Origin of the sequence: Dorea sp. D27 (assembly GCF_001185345.1) — a bacterium.
GTDB lineage: Bacteria > Bacillota > Clostridia > Lachnospirales > Lachnospiraceae > Extibacter.
This window is the reverse complement of sequence record NZ_KQ236743.1, coordinates 1,352,171-1,375,892: the sequence shown is the minus strand read 5'-3', so window position 1 is coordinate 1,375,892 and position 23,722 is coordinate 1,352,171. Positions and strand designations below refer to the sequence as shown.

The 23,722-nt window shown below is 46.0% G+C and carries 19 protein-coding genes; 18 read left to right on the top strand and 1 reads right to left on the bottom strand.

What is annotated here, in order from left to right; genetic code table 11:
• Positions 1-25: 25 nt before the first annotated feature.
• The 16 genes from HMPREF0980_RS06440 to HMPREF0980_RS06375 all read left to right on the top strand — a co-directional run bounded on the left by HMPREF0980_RS06440 (position 26) and on the right by HMPREF0980_RS06375 (position 20,246).
• Positions 26-658, top strand: coding sequence for a hypothetical protein (locus tag HMPREF0980_RS06440; protein WP_049728256.1), 633 nt, complete (start codon positions 26-28; stop codon positions 656-658).
• Positions 633-9,809 carry an RHS repeat-associated core domain-containing protein gene (locus HMPREF0980_RS18870; RefSeq protein WP_198146177.1) on the top strand — a complete coding sequence of 3,059 codons (9,177 nt, stop codon included), beginning with the start codon at positions 633-635 and terminating at the stop codon, positions 9,807-9,809. The genes HMPREF0980_RS06440 and HMPREF0980_RS18870 overlap by 26 nt, the downstream gene beginning before the upstream one ends.
• A gap of 14 nt (positions 9,810-9,823) precedes the next feature.
• The gene (locus HMPREF0980_RS06430) at positions 9,824-10,321 is read left to right on the top strand and encodes a hypothetical protein (RefSeq protein ID WP_049728254.1); all 498 of its coding nucleotides are present in this window, start codon (positions 9,824-9,826) and stop codon (positions 10,319-10,321) included.
• A 636-nt stretch (positions 10,322-10,957) separates the two neighbouring features.
• Entirely contained in the window at positions 10,958-11,113 is a 156-nt protein-coding gene (locus HMPREF0980_RS06425; RefSeq protein ID WP_147629780.1) for an RHS repeat-associated core domain-containing protein, read from the top strand.
• Between the two features lie 227 nt (positions 11,114-11,340).
• Positions 11,341-11,949, top strand: coding sequence for a hypothetical protein (locus HMPREF0980_RS06420; RefSeq protein WP_049728252.1), 609 nt, complete (start codon positions 11,341-11,343; stop codon positions 11,947-11,949).
• Positions 11,950-12,141: 192 nt separating this feature from the next.
• Positions 12,142-12,867: a polymorphic toxin type 37 domain-containing protein gene (locus tag HMPREF0980_RS06415; protein ID WP_049728251.1), complete on the top strand. Its 726-nt coding sequence runs from the start codon at positions 12,142-12,144 to the stop codon at positions 12,865-12,867.
• 17 nt (positions 12,868-12,884) lie between these two features.
• The gene (locus tag HMPREF0980_RS06410; RefSeq protein WP_049728250.1) at positions 12,885-13,157 is read left to right on the top strand and encodes a hypothetical protein; all 273 of its coding nucleotides are present in this window, start codon (positions 12,885-12,887) and stop codon (positions 13,155-13,157) included.
• Between the two features lie 415 nt (positions 13,158-13,572).
• Positions 13,573-13,803 carry an RHS repeat-associated core domain-containing protein gene (locus HMPREF0980_RS06405; RefSeq protein ID WP_049728249.1) on the top strand — a complete coding sequence of 77 codons (231 nt, stop codon included), beginning with the start codon at positions 13,573-13,575 and terminating at the stop codon, positions 13,801-13,803.
• A gap of 135 nt (positions 13,804-13,938) precedes the next feature.
• Positions 13,939-14,358, top strand: coding sequence for a hypothetical protein (locus tag HMPREF0980_RS06400; protein ID WP_049728248.1), 420 nt, complete (start codon positions 13,939-13,941; stop codon positions 14,356-14,358).
• A gap of 153 nt (positions 14,359-14,511) precedes the next feature.
• Positions 14,512-14,664, top strand: a complete 153-nt coding sequence (locus HMPREF0980_RS20025) for a DUF7336 domain-containing protein (protein WP_442855427.1) — start codon at positions 14,512-14,514, stop codon at positions 14,662-14,664.
• A 663-nt stretch (positions 14,665-15,327) separates the two neighbouring features.
• Positions 15,328-15,996 (top strand): response regulator transcription factor, encoded by a 669-nt coding sequence (locus HMPREF0980_RS06395; protein WP_049728247.1) that lies wholly within the window; start codon positions 15,328-15,330, stop codon positions 15,994-15,996.
• Complete coding sequence (locus HMPREF0980_RS06390) at positions 15,993-17,069, top strand: HAMP domain-containing sensor histidine kinase (protein ID WP_049728246.1); 1,077 nt, start codon at positions 15,993-15,995, stop codon at positions 17,067-17,069. Before HMPREF0980_RS06395 ends, HMPREF0980_RS06390 begins: the two co-directional genes overlap by 4 nt.
• Before the next feature lie 168 nt (positions 17,070-17,237).
• On the top strand, positions 17,238-17,393 hold the full coding sequence (locus HMPREF0980_RS19105) for a hypothetical protein (RefSeq protein WP_198146175.1): 156 nt from the start codon (positions 17,238-17,240) through the stop codon (positions 17,391-17,393).
• The gene (locus tag HMPREF0980_RS06385; protein ID WP_049728245.1) at positions 17,390-18,238 is read left to right on the top strand and encodes an ABC transporter ATP-binding protein; all 849 of its coding nucleotides are present in this window, start codon (positions 17,390-17,392) and stop codon (positions 18,236-18,238) included. Before HMPREF0980_RS19105 ends, HMPREF0980_RS06385 begins: the two co-directional genes overlap by 4 nt.
• Positions 18,238-19,233: an ABC transporter permease gene (locus tag HMPREF0980_RS06380; protein WP_049728244.1), complete on the top strand. Its 996-nt coding sequence runs from the start codon at positions 18,238-18,240 to the stop codon at positions 19,231-19,233. The genes HMPREF0980_RS06385 and HMPREF0980_RS06380 overlap by 1 nt, the downstream gene beginning before the upstream one ends.
• 2 nt (positions 19,234-19,235) lie before the next feature.
• Positions 19,236-20,246 (top strand): ABC transporter permease, encoded by a 1,011-nt coding sequence (locus HMPREF0980_RS06375; RefSeq protein ID WP_049728243.1) that lies wholly within the window; start codon positions 19,236-19,238, stop codon positions 20,244-20,246.
• 15 nt (positions 20,247-20,261) lie between these two features.
• Here the strand turns inward: HMPREF0980_RS06375 and HMPREF0980_RS06370 are convergent, their stop codons facing one another.
• Positions 20,262-21,998, bottom strand: a complete 1,737-nt coding sequence (locus tag HMPREF0980_RS06370; RefSeq protein WP_049728242.1) for an Rqc2 family fibronectin-binding protein — start codon at positions 21,996-21,998, stop codon at positions 20,262-20,264.
• A gap of 207 nt (positions 21,999-22,205) precedes the next feature.
• Between HMPREF0980_RS06370 and HMPREF0980_RS06365 the strand changes: the two genes are divergently transcribed.
• Positions 22,206-23,087: a YicC/YloC family endoribonuclease gene (locus HMPREF0980_RS06365; RefSeq protein WP_049728241.1), complete on the top strand. Its 882-nt coding sequence runs from the start codon at positions 22,206-22,208 to the stop codon at positions 23,085-23,087.
• 14 nt (positions 23,088-23,101) lie between these two features.
• Positions 23,102-23,722: a guanylate kinase gene (gene gmk / locus HMPREF0980_RS06360; RefSeq protein ID WP_049728240.1), complete on the top strand. Its 621-nt coding sequence runs from the start codon at positions 23,102-23,104 to the stop codon at positions 23,720-23,722.

The window sequence follows — 23,722 nt, the reverse complement described above, 5'->3', positions numbered from 1 at the left end:
GGGCCGTAGGAGGGGGTAATGTGTTATGAATAAGAAAAGACTATGTATGGCTGCAGGAATACTTTCCTGGAGTATCGGAAGCCACTGCATGGCGTATGACCTGCTGCGCCGGATAGCAGACGACGTGTCTGCTCTGTCTTCCGGTATAATCGTCGCCTGCCTATATCTTGCAGGAGCCGGGCTCATGGGAGCAGCGGTATTTATAATACAGCCGAAGAGAAATATCAAAAATTCTGCCAGAGGACTTTGTTACCTGGGAGGAGGCTATCTGTTCCTTCAGCTCCTGCTGAGTCTGCTGGTTGGTGGGCTCACATGGGCGATGGGACGGTTGACCGGTCTGGAAAACGCACAGATTAAGGTGGCGTCAGATGTCATGTGCATGATTATTCAGGTACCAATCCGTGCAAGTGCATTGATTCTGCTTCTCTATATCATTACCGGAATCGAGAGAGGACTTAGAGCTGTCATGCCGAAAGCGGCTGCGGCCTGTGCCTTATATACGATAGTACAGGTGGCGCTGAAATGTATGGGGACGGGTCTGCTGGCACTGGCTGTCAGGATTGTACTTTCCGCGGCTGTGACATATGCCCTGTGGCGGTATGTCTACCGTCAATACAGGAAAGGAGGGGCGGATGATGAAGCAGTTGAGCAATTATAGTGTCCGAAGATGTATGAGGCGCCTCCTTGCTATTGCAATGATTCTTTCACTTGTCCTATCCTGGGATCTGCTCGTACTTGCCGGAGAGATTCGGGATAAAGCAGAGGAGGAGATGGCAGAGTGGAAAGAGGAACAGCAGAAGGACGAGATTAAGAGACACCAGCAGGAATATATAGAAGAGAACAGAGCCGGTGATAGAAGGGATATGGATAAAAATCCGGACAATCCGGACGTGCATGCCGAAAGAAAAGAGGAAGCGGACACCGAAGCTGGAAAAGCAGAGGAAACACTTCCCGGCAACGAAAAGAAGGGACAGGATGTCATCCGTCAGCCTGAACTGGAGGATGAACGGATGGATGAACTGGAAGCCCGTTATGGCGCCCCGGTAGAAATGTTTGAATATGGTAAAGTCTTTCAGACGGATACGGGCAGCTACAAGTTTATCAGCACGACGGAACCGAATTTATACCGGAATGAAAAGGGAGAGCTTAAGGAGATTGACAATACCCTCATAGAAAAACAGCAGAGCCGCCGCAGCCGGGGTACAGAACAAACAGATGCCACATACTATACGAACAAAGCAAACAGTATGCATATCATGCTTCCGGCTAAAATGACAGAGAATAATGGGATTGTACTTACGGCGGGGAATGGAGAACAGTTAGAGCTTCTTCCGCAGGATGGAGACTATAGCAGGCCGTCTGTTCTGGGGAATGCAGTCTTATACAATGATGTGTCGGAGAACGTAGATATACAGTATACCGTAAGAGGTGACAATGTAAAGGAAGATATTATCCTGAGAGAAAAAGAAGCACGTCATAGTTTTTCCTATGCTTTCTCGGCAGAAGAATATGAAGCTACGCTGGAAAACAACGTAATAGCTGTCTGGAAACGAGGAGTTAAAGCGCCGGACAGGGAAGTGCTTTTTTACCTTACGGCGCCGTTAATGACTGATGCGTCCGGGTCTGGAAGTGCAGGAGTCGTAATGGAGCTTGAGGAAACCGGCGGACGATATGTCCTTACAGTGACAGGAGATGAAGAATGGCTGGCATCTGAAGATAGGGTATATCCGGTCAAGATAGACCCTACCATCACAATTCCTGCTGAAAAGCTGTCCGTCGTGACAACTACGAGCAAGACGGGTAAGTATGCAGCTTCTGCGTTTGGATACGTAGGATATGCCAGTGAAGCGGTAACGGGAGTAAAGGGTGGTGATCTGGGCAAGACACGGATGTTCTTCCAGCTCAACTATAATATGAAGAAGCTCATACCGGAGGAGGCGGTTGTACAGAGTGCGTATCTTCACATGTATGAGTATTCTGCCTATGCAAGTTCCGCTACTTATGCCTGTTATCGGCTGAAACAGAACTGGACCCCTGCTTCAATCTCATGGGAGAATTCTGTCGGTATCGGCAGGGAAATTGCCGGAGAAAATGCCACGGTAAGAGCAGGAAATGGTTGGAAGAACTTTGATATCCGTCAAAGTGTGAACGACTGGTCGGCAGGTATCGCGCCTTCGTACGGTCTGATGGTGATGGCGCAGGACGAGACACAGTGGGGAGCGGCATTTTTCACCCCGGACTCCAACAGTTCCGTCCAGCCTACATTTACGCCTGACAAGAAGCCTTATATCGAGATTAACTGGGTATATCCGAATCCCGTAGACCCAGCTTACTCCCTTGATAAGACGACAGTGAACCTGCGCTCCATGATTGATTGTGACATGAGCGGCAGACTGGCCTTCCAGGGTGTGTTTGCAGACGGGCTTGCGACACCGGAATCCGTAGTTACGTATCAATTGAATGATACTTCTAAAAAGTATGGTGCCAATGTATCGGCGGGACATACAAAACGATATCCGAACAGTGAAGCATTCGAAGGAGCATTTTCAAAGACTACCACAAGATACCGGGACAAGCAGGGGAACTGGCAGACGGTATATCCATTTGTGGATCCGGACTATAATGTTTTGTACCAGATAGAGGCTTCTGCTGCAAAGAACGGAAAGACAGGACGAAAATCATCATCTGACAGATTCACAGTATATAAGGTGAAGCAGTATGACACGTTGCCGAAAATCGCAAGCTATTATGGGATACCTCTCAGCCAGATCAGTTTTGACAACCGGATACAGGATATGCTGCTTACGGCTAACAATACGCTGTTCATCCGCAATCCAAAGAAGAACGCCGAGAAGCCTTACAATCCTCCGCCTCTGGATGACAAAGCAAAGGCACAGATAGATGCTCAGCTTATGGGAAGAGGGCTTCATTGTGAATTCGGATTTGAACCTGTGAATCTGAATACAGGTAACTTTTATCTGACACATACGGATGCATCTGTTCCGGACTTTGCAGGAGAGTTTTCCGTAGAAAGGAATTATAACTCCAAAGGTGCCTCATATATAAGCCCGTTTGGACGGGGATGGCAGTTCTCTTACGGCGATTATCTGTCCAAAATGGAGGACGGTACGCTTATATATACACGGGGAGACGGCAGCTCCCTGTATTTTGCCGAGACAGAGGAAGGAGTCTATAGTTGTCCGGAAGGCTATGATTATGATTTAAAGCGAATTAAGACAAGAGAGAAAGAGTATGACTTTGGAACAGGTAAAGTTAAGTATCCGGTATATGAATATGAGATAACAGATACAGATAACGTAGTGCGGCGGTTCGACTGCTTTGGCAGCATGACAAAGTTAACAGATGAAAAGGGCAATGCTACTGTACTGTCTTACGATAAGAACTATAATCTTACCGCTGTGACGTCTCCGGCCGGGAGCGTATACGGATTCGCAATGACAGAGGACGGCAAGGTGGCTCAAATTGCACTTCCAAACGGGGGAAAACTGTCCTACGCTTATGACGATGATGACAACCTCATTCGTTACACGGACGCATGTGGGTCGGTTACACGTTATGAGTACGATGATATGCACTGCATGACTGCATGGTATGACGGAAAAGATAATTGCGTTACCACTAATATTTATGACAGCGAGGGCCGTGTCATCCGACAGAAGGATGCCAACGGATATGAAGTGGTTCTCACCTATGATGAAGGTAAGACGGTCACTGTAGATGGCAACGGAAATAAAACAGTCTATGCATATGACGACCAGTTCCGCACTACGTCTGTTCTCCATGCAGATGGGACAAAAGAGAAAAAAGTATATGACGGGAACCGGCTCGTGCAGGAGACTGACGAAATGGGGCATGCGGTTAGCTACGCATACGATACCGACGGAAATATAACGAAAGAGACGCTCTATGACGGAACTGCCAGAACGTATATGTATGACGGGGAGCATCATCTGCTTAGTGAGACGGATTACGGCGGAACGAAGACGGAATACAGCTATGACAAAGCTGGCAATCAGACAACGGTCAAGAAGGCAGGCAAAGAAGTGGAATCTTGTACTCATGACAGCAGAGGCCGTATTACTTCCCGGACAGATGCACTTGGGAATACGACCCGTTACGCTTATGAAGGGGCGTGGCTTAAAAGCATTACAGACCCGCTTGGCAGCAAGACGTCATTTACCTATAATGCTATGGGGCAAGTGACTGGAAGGACTGACGGGAACGGGCATACTGTGCTGACGGGTTACGACCTGGAGGGGCGGATAATCCGGGAGACAGACGGCGAGGGAAATACCATAACTTATATGCTGGATGCAAATGGACAGGCAATCGCCTCGGAAGATGCCAATGGGAATATGACAACTTTCGTATATGACGGTCTCGGCAATCTCGTATCTGGAAGTGATGGAGAAGGAAGTTCGTTTTCGTATGCATATGATGGAAACGGCAACTGTATCAGGGAAACGGATGCAAAAGGTAAGGTGGCGGACAAGACATATGACAGCAGGAACCGGCTGACAAGCGAAAGTGATGGGGCGGGAAATACGATTACGTATGAGTATGATGCAATTGGCAATGTCATAAAAGAGACAGATGCTAAGGGCAGCAGCATGTATTACACATATGATTACGTATCCGGTAAAAAAGCATCCGACACGGATGAAAGCGGCGCATCTATTACATATGAATATTCGTCGGATGGCAGGCTTCTCGTACAGCAATATCCGGACGGTACGAAAGAGACATATGAATACGATGCGTTCGGCCAGGAGATAAAGCGTACGGAAGTGAATGGCCTCTTAATCAAGAGCACTTATGATGCGGCAGGCAATCTTACAAAGATAGACAAGGAAGGTGTGACAGCTTCCTTCAATTATGATGCTACAGGCCGCCTGACAAAGATCCATTATCCGAATGGTGGTACGGAAAGATATGACTATGACGGAGCAGGTAACATCGTGTGTGAGACAGATCTGCTTGGAAATGAGACGCACTACGAGTATGACGGAGCAGGCCGTCCCGTCAAGAGGACAGATGCCACGGGGGCAGAGACAATCTGGAGTTATGACGGCAACGGGAATCTCACCTCTGAGACGGATGGCAACGGAAATACGATAAAGACGGAATATAACGTTTCCAACCGTCCATCTGTTGTCACAGACAGTCTCGGGAACCGTACGGCTTATGAATATAACGAGAACGAAGAGCTGACAGCCGTCACAGACGCGTCAGGAGGAAAAACGGTTTATAAATATAATGTTCAGGGTCTGCCGGTTAAAGTGACGAATGCCGCCGGCAGCAGTTATGAGATAACATATGATGCCAATGGTAATTATACGTCCATAGAAGCACCAGACGGAGGCAGGACGTTATATACATATAACAGGTTGAACCAAATTGTAAAGGAAGAGGACAGTGAAGGACTAACAGTAGAGTACGCCTATGATATAAACGGCAATGCGACGAAGCAATGGGACAACAACGGAGGCAAAAGCGAATATACATACGATGTGGCCGGCCATATCCTCACAGAGACGGATGCGCTTGGACAGACGACGGCTTATACCTATGACAAATACGGCAACCTTGTCAGGCTGACGGAATCCGATGGCAATGAGACTTCCTATACCTATGATGTCATGGGCAACGTAAGCTCCATAACAGATGCCGAAGGAAAGTCCATCTTTTACACATATGATAAAAAAAGCCAGCTCATCAGGAAAGAAGAAGGAGAGCGCGTTGATGAGTATGCGTATGACGAGGCAGGGAGGCTCTTAACAGAGAAGGATCCGTCAGGCGGAGAGACAAGCTATACGTATGATAAAGCGGGAAATCTGCTGACCGTTACAGATGCAATGGGAGGCACAGAGATGTACGATTATGACGCGGCCGGGCATGTCATCGGGCAGACAGATGCCAACGGTAATCTTACCACGATGGAATATGATGAGATTGGACGGATTCAGGCCTCTGTGTCAGCCGAGGGAGGCAGAACGTCCTATTTATACGACAGTACGGGCAGCCTTTCGTCCTATACGGATATGGAGGGGGCCGTCACATCCTATGCCTATGACTGTATGGGCCGTGTTACGGAAAAGACGATGCCGGAGGGAGGGAGCTATACTTATAAGTATGATACACATGGAAATGTGCTGGAAGAAAGGACGCCGGAAGGAGATGTGACTACTTTTGAATATGACCGCTATGACCAGCTCGTGAAGCGGACACTTCCAGGGAAGGCAGTCTATGGCTATGCATACGATGCGCTCGGACGGATAACGCAGATGAAGGCGCCGGAGAACGGGGAGAAAACTTATACATACGACCGGTCCGGCAATCTGGTTCGTGAGGCCGACCAATCCGGCAGAAGCGTAAAGTATGCTTATGATAAGATGCACCGTCTGACCCAGACAAGCAATCCTCTGAATCAGAAGACATCCTACACGTATGACGAGCATGGTAACCTGAACAGCATCGTGACGCCGCTCGGACATGAGACCGGATATGAATATGACGCCTTGGACAGAATCCGGAAAGTAACAGAACCAGCCGGAAAGGTTACAGAACTTACGTATGATGCGGCGGGAAATCTGAAGCACATGGAGGAATATGGCGGTAAGAATCCAAGTGCGGGAAAAAAAGACAGACGCATTACGACTTATACGTATGACAAGGCGGGGAACAAAACTTCAGAGACGAACCCTCTTGGCGAGACGACGGACTATCTATATGACGCCATGAACCGTATCAAGGAAGAGACGGATGCTGCAGGCCATAAGACAGGTTATGAATACGATAAAAACAGTAATCTGACGGAAATCATTGATGCAAAAGGGGGAGAAGTAAGGCTTGCTTATGACGGCAATGGCAATCTGACCGGGCTGACGGACGGAAGCGGGAGGAAAGCTGCTTATGCTTACGACCGATCTGACCGTCTCATAGAGGCTGCGGTTGGTGTGGGAACAGAAGAAGCAGCATCTGTTCAGTATGTGTATGACGGACGGGATAATCTTGTATCCCGCACGGACGGCAATGGGTATACCACCAGATATGCTTATAATCTTCTCGACCAGATGACGGCTCAGACGAATGCGCTTGGACAGAAAGAATCATATAAGTACGATGATAACGGCAGATTATCACAGGTGAAGAGAGCATCCGGCCGGACGATACAGTATGAGTATAACAAGCTGGATGAACTGACAATGAAAGAATATTCTGAGGATGATGAAGGAGAAGTTCTTTTTGCCTATGACCAGGATGGCAGAAGGGTAGGTATGAAGAATCTGGCAGGAAGCTCTGTGTATACATATGACGATGCAGGCAGGATTACCGGTGTAAAAGGTGGAGACGGAAGTATCATCCTATACCATTATGACGATTATGGGAATATCAATGAAATCATATATCCCGATGGCAGCAGCGTGGCTTACACGTATGATAAGCTGGATCGCCTTACTGCTGTCACAGACCGCAGTGGGGAGAAGACATCATACAAATATGACACGTCAGGCTGTATGACTCATATAAAACGTCCAAACGGTACGGAATCTGTCGTGACTTATGATGAGCTGAATCAGTTGACAGGTATAGAAAATCTTGACGTCAATGGAAAAGTCATATCTGCATATACCTATCTGTATGATTTGAGCGGTAACATATTAATAGAAATTATCCGGCAGGACGGCAACACGACAAGGTGGGAGTACGGATATAATGAAAGGGGAGAACTTCAAAGTGCAGTCGCTTCTGGTGCGGTGAGCGAAACGATAACGTATGGATATGATAAGGCAGGAAATAAAGTGCGTATCACCCGTAGTGCGGAGAATGCCGGAAAGCATCTGGAACAGTCTGTAAAAGAGAACCGTTTCAGCCCGGTGAACCAGCTTCTGGAAAGTCGTGACAGTAAGGCAGGAATAACGACATATGAGTATGATATGGACGGGAACCTGATACGGGAACTTGGACCGGATGAAGAGATTCTGACTTACAGCTATGACACAGAGAACCGCCTGCGTGCTGTAAAAGATAACAGAAGCCTGCTCCAATCAGCACTTTATGACGGAGACGGTAACCGGATCTTTGTCGTGAACCGCAAAATAGTGTCAGAAAATGAGCCGGTCTTTAAAAAGGGCCGCATAGCAAGTGAAAAGGAAATGGATGATGACGTCCAGGAGGAGGGCAAGGACGCTGAACCAGGGCGTCCTGGCAAGAGGTTGAATCTGGCGGACGGTGAATCCGAAAGCGAAGAGAAGGTTGGATTCTGGTACGGCTTCTTCCAGAACCTGTCCCAGGGATTCACTGTCACAGATCTCTCTGTCAGTGACGCACTCCATCGCTATTGGGATAAGATTACAGGCTGGGTACATGTCCATATACTCGGCGATGAACCGGATGAAGAAGGAATTGTAAAGAACCCGGTAAAAGTGCTGCCGGAGCCTGATAAGACAGACACATTGCCAGAGACAGGGGAAGAAAGGAAGGAGGCATTGTACGATACAGTACTGATACCCTATGGCATAGAGGAAAGAGACTGGGATACATACGAGGCGACCATGTATATCAATGACGTAAATCGTGAATACGCAGAGTCGTTGATAGAATACGGAACATCAGGAAACATCAAAGCAGTATACGAGTATGGGAGCCAGCGTCTGAGCAGGGAGAAAGAAAATAAGACGGAGTATTACATGTACGATGGCAGAGGTTCGGTCGCAAACCTGACTGGCAGACAGGGCACGAATATGTTATCTTATAGCTATGATGTATATGGGGAGGCATCGGCAAGCGCAGAGACGGACAACCCATATACATTTAACGGAGAGTACACAGACGCCCTGACCGGAAACCAGTATCTCCGGGCAAGATATTACAATCCCCGGACAGGCAGCTTCCTGACAGAGGACAGCGAGCTTGGGAAGCTGCTGGAGCCTGTGACGCAGAACCGGTACACCTATGCTGGGAACGACCCGGTGAACATGAAAGACCCAAGCGGCCACGGCTTCCTGAGCAACGTGGCAAAAAAGATTGTCAAAACAGCCGACAAGGTCAAGGCATACTATGGAATCAAGCCGAAGCCAAAGGTAAAGAGCAGCAGGAAGTCCTATACGGTGGGCAGGGCACAGAACAGGAAGAGCGGATACGGAAGCATCTATGCCGGACCGGAATACGGAGGCTATTCGGCATATCTGAAGAACCGTGGGCGCAGCAGCCAGATGGGCCTTGGCGAAGCGGTGCGCAATGTGGTACGGATAGGCAGCAAGCTGGTGGCCAGGTATGAGGCAAAGAGCTGCACGACAGCGGAGAAAGCCAAGAAGCAGAAAGGCGGGGCAAGTGCGGGCGTACTGGTCGGATCAGCAGTCGGGGATTTGCTGTGGAACTCCGGTAAGGCAGCAGTCGTGAGCGGGGCCGTACGGGCGTCAGGGTCCGCACATGTGATAGTTGGCGGAGTGGTAGCCGTAACCGTCTGGTGGATGAATCCGATAGAGGCAGGCGAGTCCGAAGAGGACGTAGAGAAGGCACAGAAGAAATGGGAAGAGGCGGAGAAGAGTAAGGGGGAAAGTGGGTCTGGATCCTCGGATGATGAAAGTCCAACGAGTGAAAGGGTTGGAAAGCAAAATGGAAATGCTCCGCGGGATAACAAAAAACAAAATAAGCAAGTAAGGGATATAGGAAAAAAATTAGACTTAAATAAAGAACAGTTACGAGAGCTTCATGATGCTATATCGGGACAAGGATATAGTTATCAAGAAATTTTAGATTTAGCTAAAGACATGTTTGGGAAATAAGGAGAGACTATGTTATGAATAGTTTTATAAAGGAACTAGAGGGTCAAGCGTTTAGAAAAATAGGCAGAGCTTCGGATATGTGTTGGATTAGTTTCGGAAAAACAATAATAGTAAAAGATTATAAAGGGAATGATGTAGAAAAAGGTACGTATGCACTTCATATACAGTGCCCTTGGAGAATTATAAAAAATAGTACACAAAAGCTTTTACTTACTTCAAATGACATATATGAACCTAGTTCTAATTTACAATGGACAGAGGAGTTTGATTGGGATAGAATGGGAAATAATTTATTTGATGAAAATGTAAAACAATGGAATGATGAAAACGGAATTTATGTATTAAATGTTGATATTAGTCAATTAGGAGACATTCGGATTAATTTATCTAATGGTATGACGTTTGAAAGTTTTTTGAATATATCAACAGATGACGAGGCTTGGAGATTTTTTAAATGCAATAGTAAAGATAAACATATGATTTGTAGTGGTTTGGGAATTGTATTTGAATAACCAAAGTAATGCTTAAATCTCCTTGTCCATTCTAATCAATAAGATGGGCGTAACTGTCAGGAACAAGGTACCTTCGTTGGCGCAATACATTCTTGACAGGCACGCCCTTATTATTGAAACTATGCAAAAGAGGATTATTTTTTATCGAGCATAGTATCTATCCGTTTTTTAAAAATGACATTAGAAGCCTGTTTTAGGTATTTCTCCAAGTATCGGTAAAAGAGAAAATCAACAATCTCCCAATAATGCTCATTTCGCCAGGCAAACATGCTGATAATCACTCCAAGGTGAGAACGCTCTCCTTTTCGTCATGGTTTTGCTTATCAACCATAGCTTTTGCCCATACCGTTTCCACATTCTGCATAGTCTATGTGAGATTAAGCACCGAGGAAACCAGTTATTCAGATATCTCTTTCTTATAGGTCATCATATTCCCTGCCTTCAAGCAATGGATTGTTTGGCGTAATCTAAAGGATGGCGCAGATTTCGGGCAAAAAGATACAGAGCAAGAAATATCAATGATGTAAATCCTTATTCGCAGAGTTGCTGATAGAACGTGGAACATCAGGAAACATCAAGGACATGTACGACGGCAGAGGTTTGGTCGCAAACCTGACTGGCAGACGGGGAACGAATATGTTATCTTATAGCTATGATGTATATGGGAAGGCATCGGCAAGCGCAGAGACGCACAATCCATATACATTTAACGGAGAGTACACAGATGCCCTGACCGGAAACCAGTATCTCCGGGCAAGATATTACAATCTCCGGATAGGGGGAGAAGAGTAAGGGGGGAAAGTGTATCACAAAGCAAGAAGGCAAGGGATATCATCCAAGAAAAAAAGAAAGGAGCTATCAATAGAGAATTTCCGAGTGAGTGGTTAGATTCAACAGAAGAAGAAATTGAGAGAGCAGCTAAAAGAGGAGATAAATCAGCACAAAAAGCAAAGAAATTATTAAAAGATAAAAGATTTGATAAAGGAGATAATAGAAAATAAGTAGAGGGTGGTGAGATTTTGGAGAAGGATAATATAGATAAATTAATTATGAAAATATATAATTATTATCCAATAGGACTTAAATATGGGACTTTAGATTATATGGAATCAAAAGAATATTTGGCTAGAAAAAGGAAAGTTAGTCTAAAAAATGATAAAGACGAGTATAGGAAGGAGCTTTATGAGAGTTTATGTGCTATTTGCAAAGGATATAGTGTTGTAGATTGGACAGAAGAAAAGGCTGGGTGTTATGAATTTAAAATATTATTACATAAAAATCAGGGAATCCTTGATGATGACATAGAATTAATACAACGACTTGGGAATCAAAGATATGATATAAGAGTCTTTGTAAGTGCATTAGAACCGGTTTTTTATTTATTTGAAGAAAAAACAATATATAACCCATATGCAAATAGTTGGGAATTCATAACAGTAAACAGGGGAGGCGAGGAACAGGAGAAAATTGAGAGTAAGATAATTAGATTTTTTGAAAAAAAGGGGATTGAAAAAATTAAAGTTGATATTGCAAAAAAAGGTGTTAAGGGAATAGAGACTGAACTGAAATACTTTAATAAGGCAACGGTGTTTGATTGTCTATTTACAGACTTGGTAGCCATTAATTAAAGTGTTTTAGGAAAATAAGATATCATCAATATTATAAAAGATTGTAGATTAAATACTAAAGCTATATAAAAGTCCACAAAGGAAAAACAGTTAAATTATAGGAGAGATAAGCGGTGAGCCATTGTTGCGATAAAATGAGTTTATGGAATCAAGCCGAAGTCAAAGGTAAAGAGCAGCAGGAAGTCCTATACGGTGGGCAGGGCACAGAACAGGAAGAGTGGATACGGAAGCATCTATGCCGGACCGGAATACGGAGGCTATTCGGCATATCTGAAGAACCGTGGGCGCAGCAGCCAGATGAGCCTTGGCGAAGCGGTGCGCAACGTGGTACGGATAGGCAGCAAGCTGGTGGCCAGGTATGAGGCAAAGAGCTGCACGACAGCGGAGAAAGCCAAGAAGCAGAAAGGCGGGGCAAGTGCGGGCGTACTGGTGGGATCAGCAGTCGGGGATCTGCTGTGGAACTCCGGTAAGGCAGCAGTCGTGAGCGGGGCCGTACGGGCGTCAGGGTCCGCACATGTGATAGTTGGCGGAGTGGTAGCCGTAACCGTCTGGTGGATGAATCCGATAGAGGCAGGCGAGTCCGAAGAGGACGTAGAGAAGGCACAGAAGAAATGGGAAGAGGCGGAGAAGAGTAAGGGGGAAAGTGGGTCTAAGAATAGTGAAAAAGGTTCTGATAAGAAAGTAAATCCGCCTAAATATCCAGGAAATAATCCACAAAAATCACCAGGTAAAGGTTGGGAATGGAGAGGTAAAGGTGACCCTAGTTCAGGAGAGGGTAATTGGTATAATCCAGAGACGGGAGAAACTTTACATCCAGACCTAAATCATCCAGAACCAATAAAACCACATTGGGATTATAAAGGGAATGATGGGAACTGGTATAGATTATATCCTGATGGTTCTTTAGTACCTAAATAGGGAAAAGAGGTGTTTTTATGAATATTCATGATTTAGAGAGTGATTGGAGATATACGGGTCAAGATAAATATCTTTTTGGAGTCCAATTAGAAAAACAAAACTTTAATAGCTCAATTAGAGACCATGATCATTGTGAATTTTGTTTTGATACATTTAGTGAAGCACCAGAAGACTTGCATGAGGGATACTGTACAAGAGATAAATATCATTGGATATGTAAAGATTGTTTTGATGATTTTAAAGAAAAATTTAGTTGGGAAGTGATTAATGTCAATGATAAAAAGAAGTAAGATTGTAGACATAATTTGCTTTAAATCCTCTTGTCCATACTAAGACAAAAAAGGTGCGTACCTGTCAAGAACAAACGACCTTCGCTGGTGTATTACAATTCTAAACAGGTGCGCCTTTTATTTTGGCTTTGTGAAAGAGGATTATTTATTATCAGGCATGGTCTCAGCCAGTTTTTCAAAAGTGGCATTTGAAGCCTGTTTCAGGTATTTCTCCAAGTGCCGGCTATCATAGCTTCTGCCCGTACCGCTTCCACAATCTGCATAGTTTATGCGAGGTCAAGCGCCGAGAATCCAGTTTTCAGATGTCTCTTTCTTATAGGTCATCATATTCCCTGCCTTCAAGCAATGGATTGTTTTGCGTGATTTAAGAAATAGCGCAGCTTTCGGGCTAAAAGATACAGAGCAAGAGATATATATGTTATCTTATAGCTATGATGTATATGGGGAGGCAACGGCAAGCGCAGAGACGGATAACCCATATACATTTAACGGAGAGTACACAGACGCCCTGACCGGAAACCAGTATCTCCGGGCGAGATATTACAATCCCCGGACAGTCAGCTTCCTGAGCAGCGTGGCAAAAAGCTTGCCAGAACAGCCGACAAGGTCAAGGCATACTATGGAATCAAGCCGAAGCCAAAGGTAAAGAGCAGCAGGAAGTCCTATACGGTAAGCAAGGTATAGATTATAACCATACAGATAATGGTTCCCATAAAGTCCCTCATAGACTTGACTGGGACTGGAGTGGTGATAATGCTGTTAGAAAATAAGGAGGCAAGATATGAATTACAAAGAGATAGCAACTGAAGAAGATATAAAAGAGTTGATGGAAGAATTTTGTTATTTTCATGATAGTTGTATAAAAGAAATGAATTATGTTAGTGGGTGCTATGTTGACGTTAATAGAGCGATGCAACCGATTAACGTGAATCGAACAGTTGAAATTATTTTTCAAAGCCAAATGTCAGATTGTCGTACAATACAAGTACAATTTGATAAAATTAAAAAACTAAATTTAGAGCCACGTGATGAAGAGTATGACGCTATAATTTATGGAGCCTCGTTAATTAAAGTCAATATGACCTTTTATTGGAGTGAATGGGAAAACTTAAAAACAGAGGATATTAATTCGAGTAGAGGAACATGGATAGCAGCAGAGAGGATCAGATGGAAGAAATTAAATGATTCTGATATATATTAAATAATTATATTTATATATAATATGTCATCAAGTTAGTAAATTTTTTATATAAATATAGTTTTAATAGAGGAGTGTGGCAAGATGAAAGTATACTTACTTCAACATAGTTATGAATATGAGATTTACGAAGATATAAAAGCAGAGGAGACATAAATTATTGGTATATATAGCTCTCGAGAAAAAGCAGAGGAAGTTAAAGAGAAATTTAAGATGAAAAAAGGATTCTGTCGATTTTCAGATGATTGTTTTTATATTGATGCATATGAAGTGAATCAGGATAACTGGACGGATGGATTTGTAACTTGAGATAGCGAAAAGGACACTTGGATTGAGTGATTCTTTCTTGCAAGATCTCTATTAGTAGACTTATACTTATATCCTTTTGTCTTCTCTAAACAATAAAAGGGGCGTACCCGTCAAGAATGTATACACCACGGAAGTGGCTTGTTCTTAACGGGTACGCCTTTTTAGTGTAGTTTTGTAAAAGAGGATTATTTGTTATCAGGCATGGTCTAGATTAGTTTTTCAAAAGTGGCATTAGACGCTTGTTTAAGGTATTTTTCTTTCAAGCAATGGATTGTTTGGCGTGATATAAAGGATGGCGCAGATTTCGGGCAAAAAGATACAGAGCAAGAAATATCAATGATGTAAATCCTTATACGCAGAGTCGCTAATAGAACGTGGAACATCAGGAAACATCAAGGGCATGTACTACGGCAGAGGTTCGGTCGCAAACCTGACTGGCAGGCAGGGGACGAATGTGTTATCTTATAACTATGATGTATATGGGGAGGCATCGGCAGCGCAGAGATGGACAACCCATATACATTTCACAGAGGGTACACAGACGCCCTGACCGTAAACCAGCATCTCCGGGCGAGATATTACAATTCGGCTAATCCCCATAGCAGCAAAAAGCCGCAAGATCGACGCTATAAGCAACGGTAAGGCGGAAAGGAGTGATTTTCAATGGCGAATATATTGATTGTTGAAGATGAAAAGAATATGCAGGACATCATTGCCACGTATATGCAGCGGGGCGGACATACCTGCTTCACAGCGGACGATGGTGTGGACGCCTTGATGGTATTGAAAAACAATCCGATGGATCTTATGATACTGGACGTAATGATGCCCCATCTGGACGGCTTTTCCGTCTGCAAAATGGCACGGGAAATGAGCAATATGCCTATTATCATGCTAACGGCCAAAAGTGGTGAAAACGATAAGCTGAAAGGCTATGAATATGGGGCCGACGACTACATGACAAAACCTTTCAGCCCCAAAGTATTGCTTGCTAAGGCAAACGCCCTGCTCCGCCGTTCTTCCTCGGCCCCTCTTGACGCATTGAACTTCGGAAAGATAACGGTAGTGCCGTCCTCCCGCAAAGTATTCATAGACGGAAAGGAGATTGCTCTAACCCACAAGGAATATGAACTGCTGTATCTCTTCATGGCAAACCCGGGACAGATATTCACCCGCGACCAGCTGCTGAACAGAATCTGGGGATATGACTTCGGGGGAACCACCCGGACAGTAGACACCCATATCAAAACCTTGCGGCAGAAACTAGGCAACGAAGGGAAACATATCGTTACCCTCATCCGCTCCGGCTATAAATTCGAGGTAACAGTATGAAATTAAATGATAATTTTTCACTGCGGACAGTCCGTAAAAAGATACTGGTGGTATCTAAGCTGGCCGGTATGTTGCTTATCCTTTCATACATCCTTGCAACGAGGCTGGAAATGGAGCCTGATGTTTCATTTGCCGTCTGGTTCCTTTTTGTGCTTGCCATTGTTCTTGCTGTCGATTTCCTAATGGGGCGATTTATTTCAAAGCCCATTTCAAAGCTCAATCAAACGGCCCGGAAGATGGCGGAGCTGGATTTTTCCGTCCCTTGCGCTATTGCCACCAATGACGAATTTGGGGAACTGGCTTTCAGCATCAATACGATGGCTGATAATCTGCAAGAGACCCTTGCACGACTGGAAGCAGCTAATATGCGGCTTGAACAAGATGTGAAGCAGGAGCGGCAGCTGCTGGCCGAGCGAAAAGCACTGGCGGACCAGCTTTCCCATGAGATGAAAACACCGCTTGGCGTTATCCGCGCCTACGCCGAGGGCTTACAGGACGAACGTGACGAGGGCAAAAAGCGGAAGTATTCGGATATAATCATAACGGAAACAGAACGAATGAGCGGACTGATTACAACACTTTTAGATTTATCCGCATTGGAAACCGGAACTTCGCGGCTTAACCCGGAACGGTTTGACTTCGTGGAATTTCTGGAGACCGTCGCCGGGCGGCTGCTGATTGATGTGCCGGATGCTTGCTATGAATTGCATTACGAACTGCCAGAGCACAAGGTCTATGTCTATACGGATAAGTCCCGTATGGAGCAGGTGCTAGACAATCTGATTGTCAACGCAAAAAAGAACGTCATTGCGGATGGTATTTTGAAGCTGACCTTGATGGAGCAGGCGGGGACACTATATTTTTCCATCTATAATCAGAGTCCGCCCATTCCCGAGGAGAACCTGCCAAAACTGTGGACAAAATTTTACCGGGACAGCAATTCCAAATACAGCGGCTCCGGACTGGGGCTTGCCATCGTCGCGCAAATTCTGTCCATGCAGAAGTTTGAATTCGGCGTGAAAAATTGTTCCAATGGCGTCCAATTTTATTTTTTTATTCCATCCGTCAAATAAAAATGTGTTTGATAAACACCCCTGCCATTTACTTAAAAGGCAGGGCCATTTCTGTTTTTTGCGATTTCACGCCAGCTTCACACCGGGCTCACACCGACTTCACCTAATTTTCGTAAATTCATCTCAATAAGAGGGCAGTCGGCTCTCGCAGACGAAGGAGGGAATTCTATGACATTTTTAGGTTTGGAGTGGTACTGGTGTCTGGTGATTGTAGCGGTGCTGGCAATCTCTGTCCCGTTGAAGATTAAGTTCGTGAAGTGGTGGAGCAAGCGGGAGCAGGAGAAGAAAAAGGAACAGCACGGAAAATGGGGTGAGGATGAATGATTGAAGTAAAAGATTTGACGTATTCCTACGGCAAAGACAAACAAGTGCTGCAAGGCCTGAATTTCTCCGTGGAAGATGGAGAAATCTTTGGCTTTCTGGGACCGAATGGCTCCGGGAAGTCAACGACCCAAAAAATCCTGACCGGAATCTTGAAAGGGCAGGCTGGCAAGGTATCCCTGTTCGGGCAGGACATTTCTGCGGCACATACGCAGGAGTTTTTTCGGAAAATTGGAGTATTGTTTGAGTTTCCATATCTGTATGCCAATTTGAGCGCCGTTGACAATCTCAGATATTTTTCTTCTTTCTATCCGAAAGAGCAGGTGCGCAGCATCGAGGAAGTATTGGATGAATTGGAATTTAAGCCGGACTTCTTGAAAAAGCCTGTTTCGTCCTACTCAAAGGGTATGCGGCAGCGGGCAAGCATGGCACGGGCACTGATCAGCAATCCCAGGCTGCTGTTCCTGGACGAACCGACCAGTGGGCTTGACCCGTCCGGTGCTGTTTTATTCCGCAGAATCATTGAGGAAGAACGCAGGAAAGGGACAACGGTATTTTTGACTACCCACAATATGCTGGATGCCGATCTGCTGTGTGACAGGGTGGCCTTTCTGTCCAATGGCAATATCATGGCACTGGATACGCCCAAGAGCCTGAAAGAGCAGAACAGCAATCACCGCGTGAGGATTGACTATCTGTACCGGGGGAGGAGAGAAGAGCAGACGATAGAGGCCTCGGAATTAGAGGCGGGTATTCCCTTTGCACATGACGAGATTATCAGCGTCCATTCACAGGAGCCGACGCTGGAGGATATTTTTATCAAATATACGGGAAGGGGGCTGTCTTAATGTGGAAAAGCTTTTGTTCCCTGTTCAAAAAAGATTGCCGGATGATGGTTTCCGGGAAGTTTTTCCTCATGTCATTGGGATTTTTGGTCCTTTACACCTTGTACGTGAACTTTGGATATATCAAATTCATGGAAGCGGAAGCTTACAATGTGTACCTGTATGACCCTGTCGGAACGCAGACAACAGTATCTACGCTCGTTCAGAGAGTCTCATCAAAAGAAGCGCTTGACACGATCTTGCTCGAAGATACCGATGGCGTGGGCATAGATGCCAGCGCCGGGGAGCCACAGCTTATACTCTGTGAAGCATCAGAACATGCAGACCGTCACCGTACCGACTACGCGCTTTCTCTCCTGCAGCCGTCAGGGAATTACAGCGCAGAGGTGATTGGCTCTAATACGCCGGAACAAAAGGCGAGGAAAGAGATAACCTGTGAACTGCTGTTTTTTGAAATTGCCGCTGTTGGATTTTTAGGGATTGCCGCTGTGCTGTTCAAGGAAAAAGACATGGGAGTTATCCGTGTCCATGCTATTGTGCCCTTGAGTAAGAATCTGTTTGTCCTGTCTAAGCTGGCAATCTTCCTGCTGTCGGATCTTGTCTTTGCAGTACTTCTTACTGTGCTGAATGTTGGACGATTGGAGACCGCAGCCATATTGCCAGCGGTGCTGTATCAAACGGCGCTCCTGTCCTTGGTCATGGCCTTGATCGGGCTGGCCTGCGCCCTGCTTTTGAAAGATTTCCGACAGTTTACATTGGCTTACCTTCTGATTGCGATTTTTGTGGCTACCCCGGTGTTTTTGTCTGCTAATACAGCGGTAAAGCTGGATTGGATACAATATCATCCGTTCTTTCATATGTATATGGGCCTGAAAAATGCTTACTTTGGAACTCCCACAGATAGCCATGTCTACTATCTGGGGTGTCTGGCTGCAATCGCGGTATTATTTGCGGGCGTACAGTGCGCGTTCCGCAGGGAAATGGGAAAGGAGAGCTGAATATGAAAGGATTACGCTACCAACTGAAAAGCGTGCTGCGTGACAAGTTTTGTCTGATGACCTTTTTATTGCCCATTGTCGTTGCGGCCGCTTTGAACTTTGTCGGCACAATTGACTTCACTACGCTGGGGGAGTTACATTTTGGAGTTCTGCAAGGCGGTTTGCCGACGCAAACAGTTTCATGGCTGGAACGGTATGGCCCGGTGACGGTATATCAAACGATGGAAGAACTGACCGAGGCGGTCATAGAGCCGTCTACAAATCTAATCGGTGTAAAAGCGGATGGAAGCGGCATAAAAACGATGCTATCCGGCGACGAGCTGGATATATTCCGCCAAACGGCGGATACACTCCCGGACCTATACGAACAGCGACAAGCCGCCGGGCAGACAGAGGTCCATATATTAGAACGGCCCGATGTGATGGCTGGATTTCAAGATATGTTTATTGCTGTTACATTGATTGTCGCAATGTTTATGGGATGCACCTTTAACGCTATGAACATGATTTCTGAAAAGGAGGACGGCGTTGCATGTATCAACGAGATATTGCCAATGTCCCACAGCCGATATATCTTGCAGAAGCTCTCTGTCGGCTTTATCTGCGGGTGCCTGTCCTCCGTTATTACGGTTTGTATCTGCTTCCGGCTAACTTTAAAAAATGCGGCTCTTATGCTGGTGCTCATTGTCCTTTCCGCATTTGTGGCCGCACTGATAGGCTTATTCATCGGAAGAACCTCCAGCGGGCTGATGGTTGGCGTAGTTTATATCAAAATCGTTATGATATTCTTTATGGCTGTACCAATTTTACGTTTTCTTGTGGGAATCCGTCAGCCGCTTCTATCTGCGGTCTTCTACCTTGTCCCCTCGCAGGCGACTTTCGAGGGCATAATGGACGTATCGACCGGCAGCGGGGCGGTGGTGGTAAAAGATATTTTTATACTTTTGGCTCATTGTATCGGATGGTTCCTGCTATATATCGGCCTTTCCGTACATCAGAGAAAAAATGCATGAACGTTCTGACCTTATTTAATCCACTTCCTCAATCGCAGAGATATCGGAATCTATCACTAGGGAATAGTTCGTGTAATATATTACGAAGCCCGGCTTTGCTCCATTTGGCTTTTTGACATGTTTCTTTTCTATATAATCAATCTCCACCTTATCGCTTCCGCGGTTTTTGGAGTAATACGCAGCCAGCCTGCCCGCCTCTTCAAACGTAGTGTCGGGAAGTTCATTCCCGCCGCTTTTCACGATGACATGGGAGCCTGGGGCGCCTTTGGCGTGGAACCACCAGTCGTTCCCGTCCGCAAAGTGGAAGGTCAGCTCTTCGTTCTGAAGATTGTTTTTCCCTACATACATGTGGAAGCCGTCGCTTGAGACGTAGTGCAGAGGCCTGCTCGTCAGCCTGACTTTCTTTTTCGTATATTTCCTGCGTATATAACCGGACTGGGTCAATTCCTCTTTGATTTGCAGCAGGTCATCCTCATTTTGCGCGATATCGAGGGAATTGCTGATGGATTCCAGGTATCTTATGTCATCCGCGGTCTCTTTTATGAGTCCGCTCAAAGCTTCAAACGTACGCTTCTGCTTATTGTACTTGTTAAAATACTTCTGGGCATTTTCCTGAGGGGTGAGATTCTTATCCAGCGGAATGGTCACATCTTCGTTCGTGTAGTAGTTGAGAGCGGTAAGCTCAGAAGCGTCCTTTGGCAGATGATAACCGTACGTGTTGATCAGCTCGCCATATACTTTGAACTTATCGCGGTTTTCCGTATCTCTTAACTGCCGCTGCTGCAGATCATACTTCTTGCGGCTGCGCTCCAGCGCCGTCTGGACGACGTGTCGCAGATCTGCTGACTTCTGCCGGATGCGGGTCATCGCATTTTTGGCTGCATAAAAGGTGCCAAGCAGTTCAGAGACAGAGGAGTATTCCTGCCGCCGGTATGCTCCGTAATGGCTGAGCGGAAGGGCGGAGAAGTCCTTCGGATCACTGCCGCTGTAATAGATGGCCGGTGCAAAGGTTCCGTTTTGCACTTGCTCAAAATAATAGCTGAACTGCCGGTACAGGTGTGTCATCATATCATCGGACAAGTCTCTGGCGGTCATGGACGAGTCCAGTCCGGCCAGATGGCACACTTCTTCCGCCGCAACGGGGCTGATACCGGTAAAGCATAGATAGAGCGCCTTTCCGATTGGTGCCGGCCTGCACTTTAATAAGGTGGCAAAGGAGGTCTTATCCGTATCCAGAGGATCCTGCTTTTCCATCGTGTCCGGTATAAAATACCGGCGTCCCGGCAATACTTCACGCACGGAACTCATCTGTGCGGACACATGCTTGATGCTGTCTATTATCATGCCTTTGTCGTCGCAGAAGATGATGTTGCTGTGCTTTCCCATGATTTCTACTATGAGCGTCTTTTTGCACAGGTCGCCGAGTTCGTCCAGATGCTCGATATCAATATGGATAATGCGCTCCAGCTTTGGCTGTGATACAGCAGTTATCCTTCCTCCTCCGATATGCTTTCTGAGCAGCATGCAGAAGCCGGGGGCAGTCATAGGACTCGGTTTGTTGTCGGCCGTAAGATATATAAGTGGAAGAGAGGCGCTGGCAGAGATGTAAAGCCTTCGCTGTCCGGCAGGAGTCTTTACCGTGAGCAGCAGCTCATCGCTTTCCGGCTGGGTTATCTTGGCTATGCGTCCGTCTGTCAGGTTCTCGCCTAGTTCTTTTACTAAAGCGGCAATCGTTATTCCGTCAAAAGCCATGTCAATCCTTCCTTTCCTTCATCGGTTATGTTTCTGCGGTACGGGGATTTGCTGCCCCGCAGGCAGACACTAAGATGATTATACAGGACTTGGCAAATACAGGCAAGGAAACAATTGACGGAATTTTGCAAATGGATTATAATTAACGATGATTGTTACAAAGATTAAGCAGAGGACAATACGACATATAAAAAAGAGGTTTATATCATGATTAAGAGTATGACAGGTTTCGGGCGCTGCGAGATTATGGAAGGGGAGCGCAGGTTCGCCGTCGAGATGAAAGGTGTGAACCACCGTTATCTGGACATGAATATCCGGATGCCGAAGAAACTGAATTTTTTTGAGACTTCCATACGCGGCCTCCTCAAGAAATCGATACTGAGGGGCAAGGTAGACCTGTTTATCACATATGAAGATGCTTCGGAGAGCCAGGTTGCGCTGAAGTATAATGAGACGCTGGCAGGCGAATACCTCACATATTTCAAACAGATGGAGGAGGCTTTTTCGCTGGAGAATGACATCCGCGTATCCACATTATCACGTTATCCGGAAGTGCTTACGATGGAGGAGCAGGCTGTCGATGAAGAGGAGCTATGGAATGGATTGAAGCAGGCTCTTGACGGCGCCATAAAGCAGTTCGTAGAGACCCGCACGCTGGAAGGGGAGAATCTGCAGCAGGATATCGTAAGCAAGCTGGACGGGATGCTTGGGCTTGTCGCATACATAGAGGAACGCTCTCCTGAGATTGTGGCTGAATACCGGCAGAAGCTGGAGGAGAAGGTCAAGGAGCTGCTGGAGGATGCCCAGATGGACGAAGGCCGTATCGCTGCTGAAGTCGTTATATTTGCTGATAAGATATGCACGGACGAGGAAATAGTCAGGTTGAAAAGCCATATCGAACACATGAAGGAGACGCTGAAGTCGGACGAGGCGGGGATAGGGCGCAAGCTGGACTTTATCGCCCAGGAGATGAACCGTGAGGCGAATACGATTCTCTCAAAAGCGAACGACCTGGAGGTTTCTAACCGTGCCATCGATCTGAAGACAGAGATAGAAAAAGTCCGGGAGCAGATCCAGAATATCGAGTAGAGAGGTAGTAATCTATGAATAAGAAAGGAATCCTCACCGTGGTATCCGGGTTTTCCGGGGCCGGCAAGGGGACGATCATGAAAGAGCTGCTGAAGAAGTATGGCTGCTATGCCCTGTCTGTTTCAGCCACTACGAGAGCCCCGCGCCCGGGCGAAGCCGACGGGCGGGAATATTTCTTCAAAACAAAAGAAGAATTTGAAAAAATGATTGCACAAGACGAGTTGATAGAGTATGCTAGTTACGTAAATAACTATTACGGAACACCGAAGGCATATGTGGAAGGACAGCTTAAGGCCGGGAAAGATGTGATACTTGAAATCGAGATACAGGGAGCGCTCAAGGTGAAGGAGAAGATGCCGGACACCTTGCTTCTGTTCGTCACGCCGCCGTCTGTGGAGGAGCTTAAGAGGCGCCTCGTCGGAAGGGGTACAGAGACGATGGAGGTCATCGAGTCCCGTCTGAAACGTGCAGGTGAAGAGGCGGAAGGCATGGATAAGTATGATTATCTTATCGTGAACGACAAGCTGGACATATGCGTGGAAGATGTACATGAGATTATCAGAGGGGAACATATGAGAAGTTCCCGTAATGCAGCATTTATAGAGCATATGAAGGAAGAGCTGAAAGGAGAATAG

What these genes read in the sequence shown, in the direction of transcription:
- HMPREF0980_RS06440 (WP_049728256.1), top strand. Translation starts at nt 26, where the DNA reads ATGAATAAGAAAAGACTATGTATGGCTGCAGGAATACTTTCCTGGAGT.
- HMPREF0980_RS18870 (WP_198146177.1), top strand. Translation starts at nt 633, where the DNA reads ATGATGAAGCAGTTGAGCAATTATAGTGTCCGAAGATGTATGAGGCGC.
- HMPREF0980_RS06430 (WP_049728254.1), top strand. Translation starts at nt 9,824, where the DNA reads ATGAATAGTTTTATAAAGGAACTAGAGGGTCAAGCGTTTAGAAAAATA.
- HMPREF0980_RS06425 (WP_147629780.1), top strand. Translation starts at nt 10,958, where the DNA reads ATGTTATCTTATAGCTATGATGTATATGGGAAGGCATCGGCAAGCGCA.
- HMPREF0980_RS06410 (WP_049728250.1), top strand. Translation starts at nt 12,885, where the DNA reads ATGAATATTCATGATTTAGAGAGTGATTGGAGATATACGGGTCAAGAT.
- HMPREF0980_RS06405 (WP_049728249.1), top strand. Translation starts at nt 13,573, where the DNA reads ATGTTATCTTATAGCTATGATGTATATGGGGAGGCAACGGCAAGCGCA.
- HMPREF0980_RS06400 (WP_049728248.1), top strand. Translation starts at nt 13,939, where the DNA reads ATGAATTACAAAGAGATAGCAACTGAAGAAGATATAAAAGAGTTGATG.
- HMPREF0980_RS06395 (WP_049728247.1), top strand. Translation starts at nt 15,328, where the DNA reads ATGGCGAATATATTGATTGTTGAAGATGAAAAGAATATGCAGGACATC.
- HMPREF0980_RS06390 (WP_049728246.1), top strand. Translation starts at nt 15,993, where the DNA reads ATGAAATTAAATGATAATTTTTCACTGCGGACAGTCCGTAAAAAGATA.
- HMPREF0980_RS19105 (WP_198146175.1), top strand. Translation starts at nt 17,238, where the DNA reads ATGACATTTTTAGGTTTGGAGTGGTACTGGTGTCTGGTGATTGTAGCG.
- HMPREF0980_RS06385 (WP_049728245.1), top strand. Translation starts at nt 17,390, where the DNA reads ATGATTGAAGTAAAAGATTTGACGTATTCCTACGGCAAAGACAAACAA.
- HMPREF0980_RS06380 (WP_049728244.1), top strand. Translation starts at nt 18,238, where the DNA reads ATGTGGAAAAGCTTTTGTTCCCTGTTCAAAAAAGATTGCCGGATGATG.
- HMPREF0980_RS06375 (WP_049728243.1), top strand. Translation starts at nt 19,236, where the DNA reads ATGAAAGGATTACGCTACCAACTGAAAAGCGTGCTGCGTGACAAGTTT.
- HMPREF0980_RS06370 (WP_049728242.1), bottom strand. Translation starts at nt 21,998, where the DNA reads ATGGCTTTTGACGGAATAACGATTGCCGCTTTAGTAAAAGAACTAGGC.
- HMPREF0980_RS06365 (WP_049728241.1), top strand. Translation starts at nt 22,206, where the DNA reads ATGATTAAGAGTATGACAGGTTTCGGGCGCTGCGAGATTATGGAAGGG.
- gmk (WP_049728240.1), top strand. Translation starts at nt 23,102, where the DNA reads ATGAATAAGAAAGGAATCCTCACCGTGGTATCCGGGTTTTCCGGGGCC.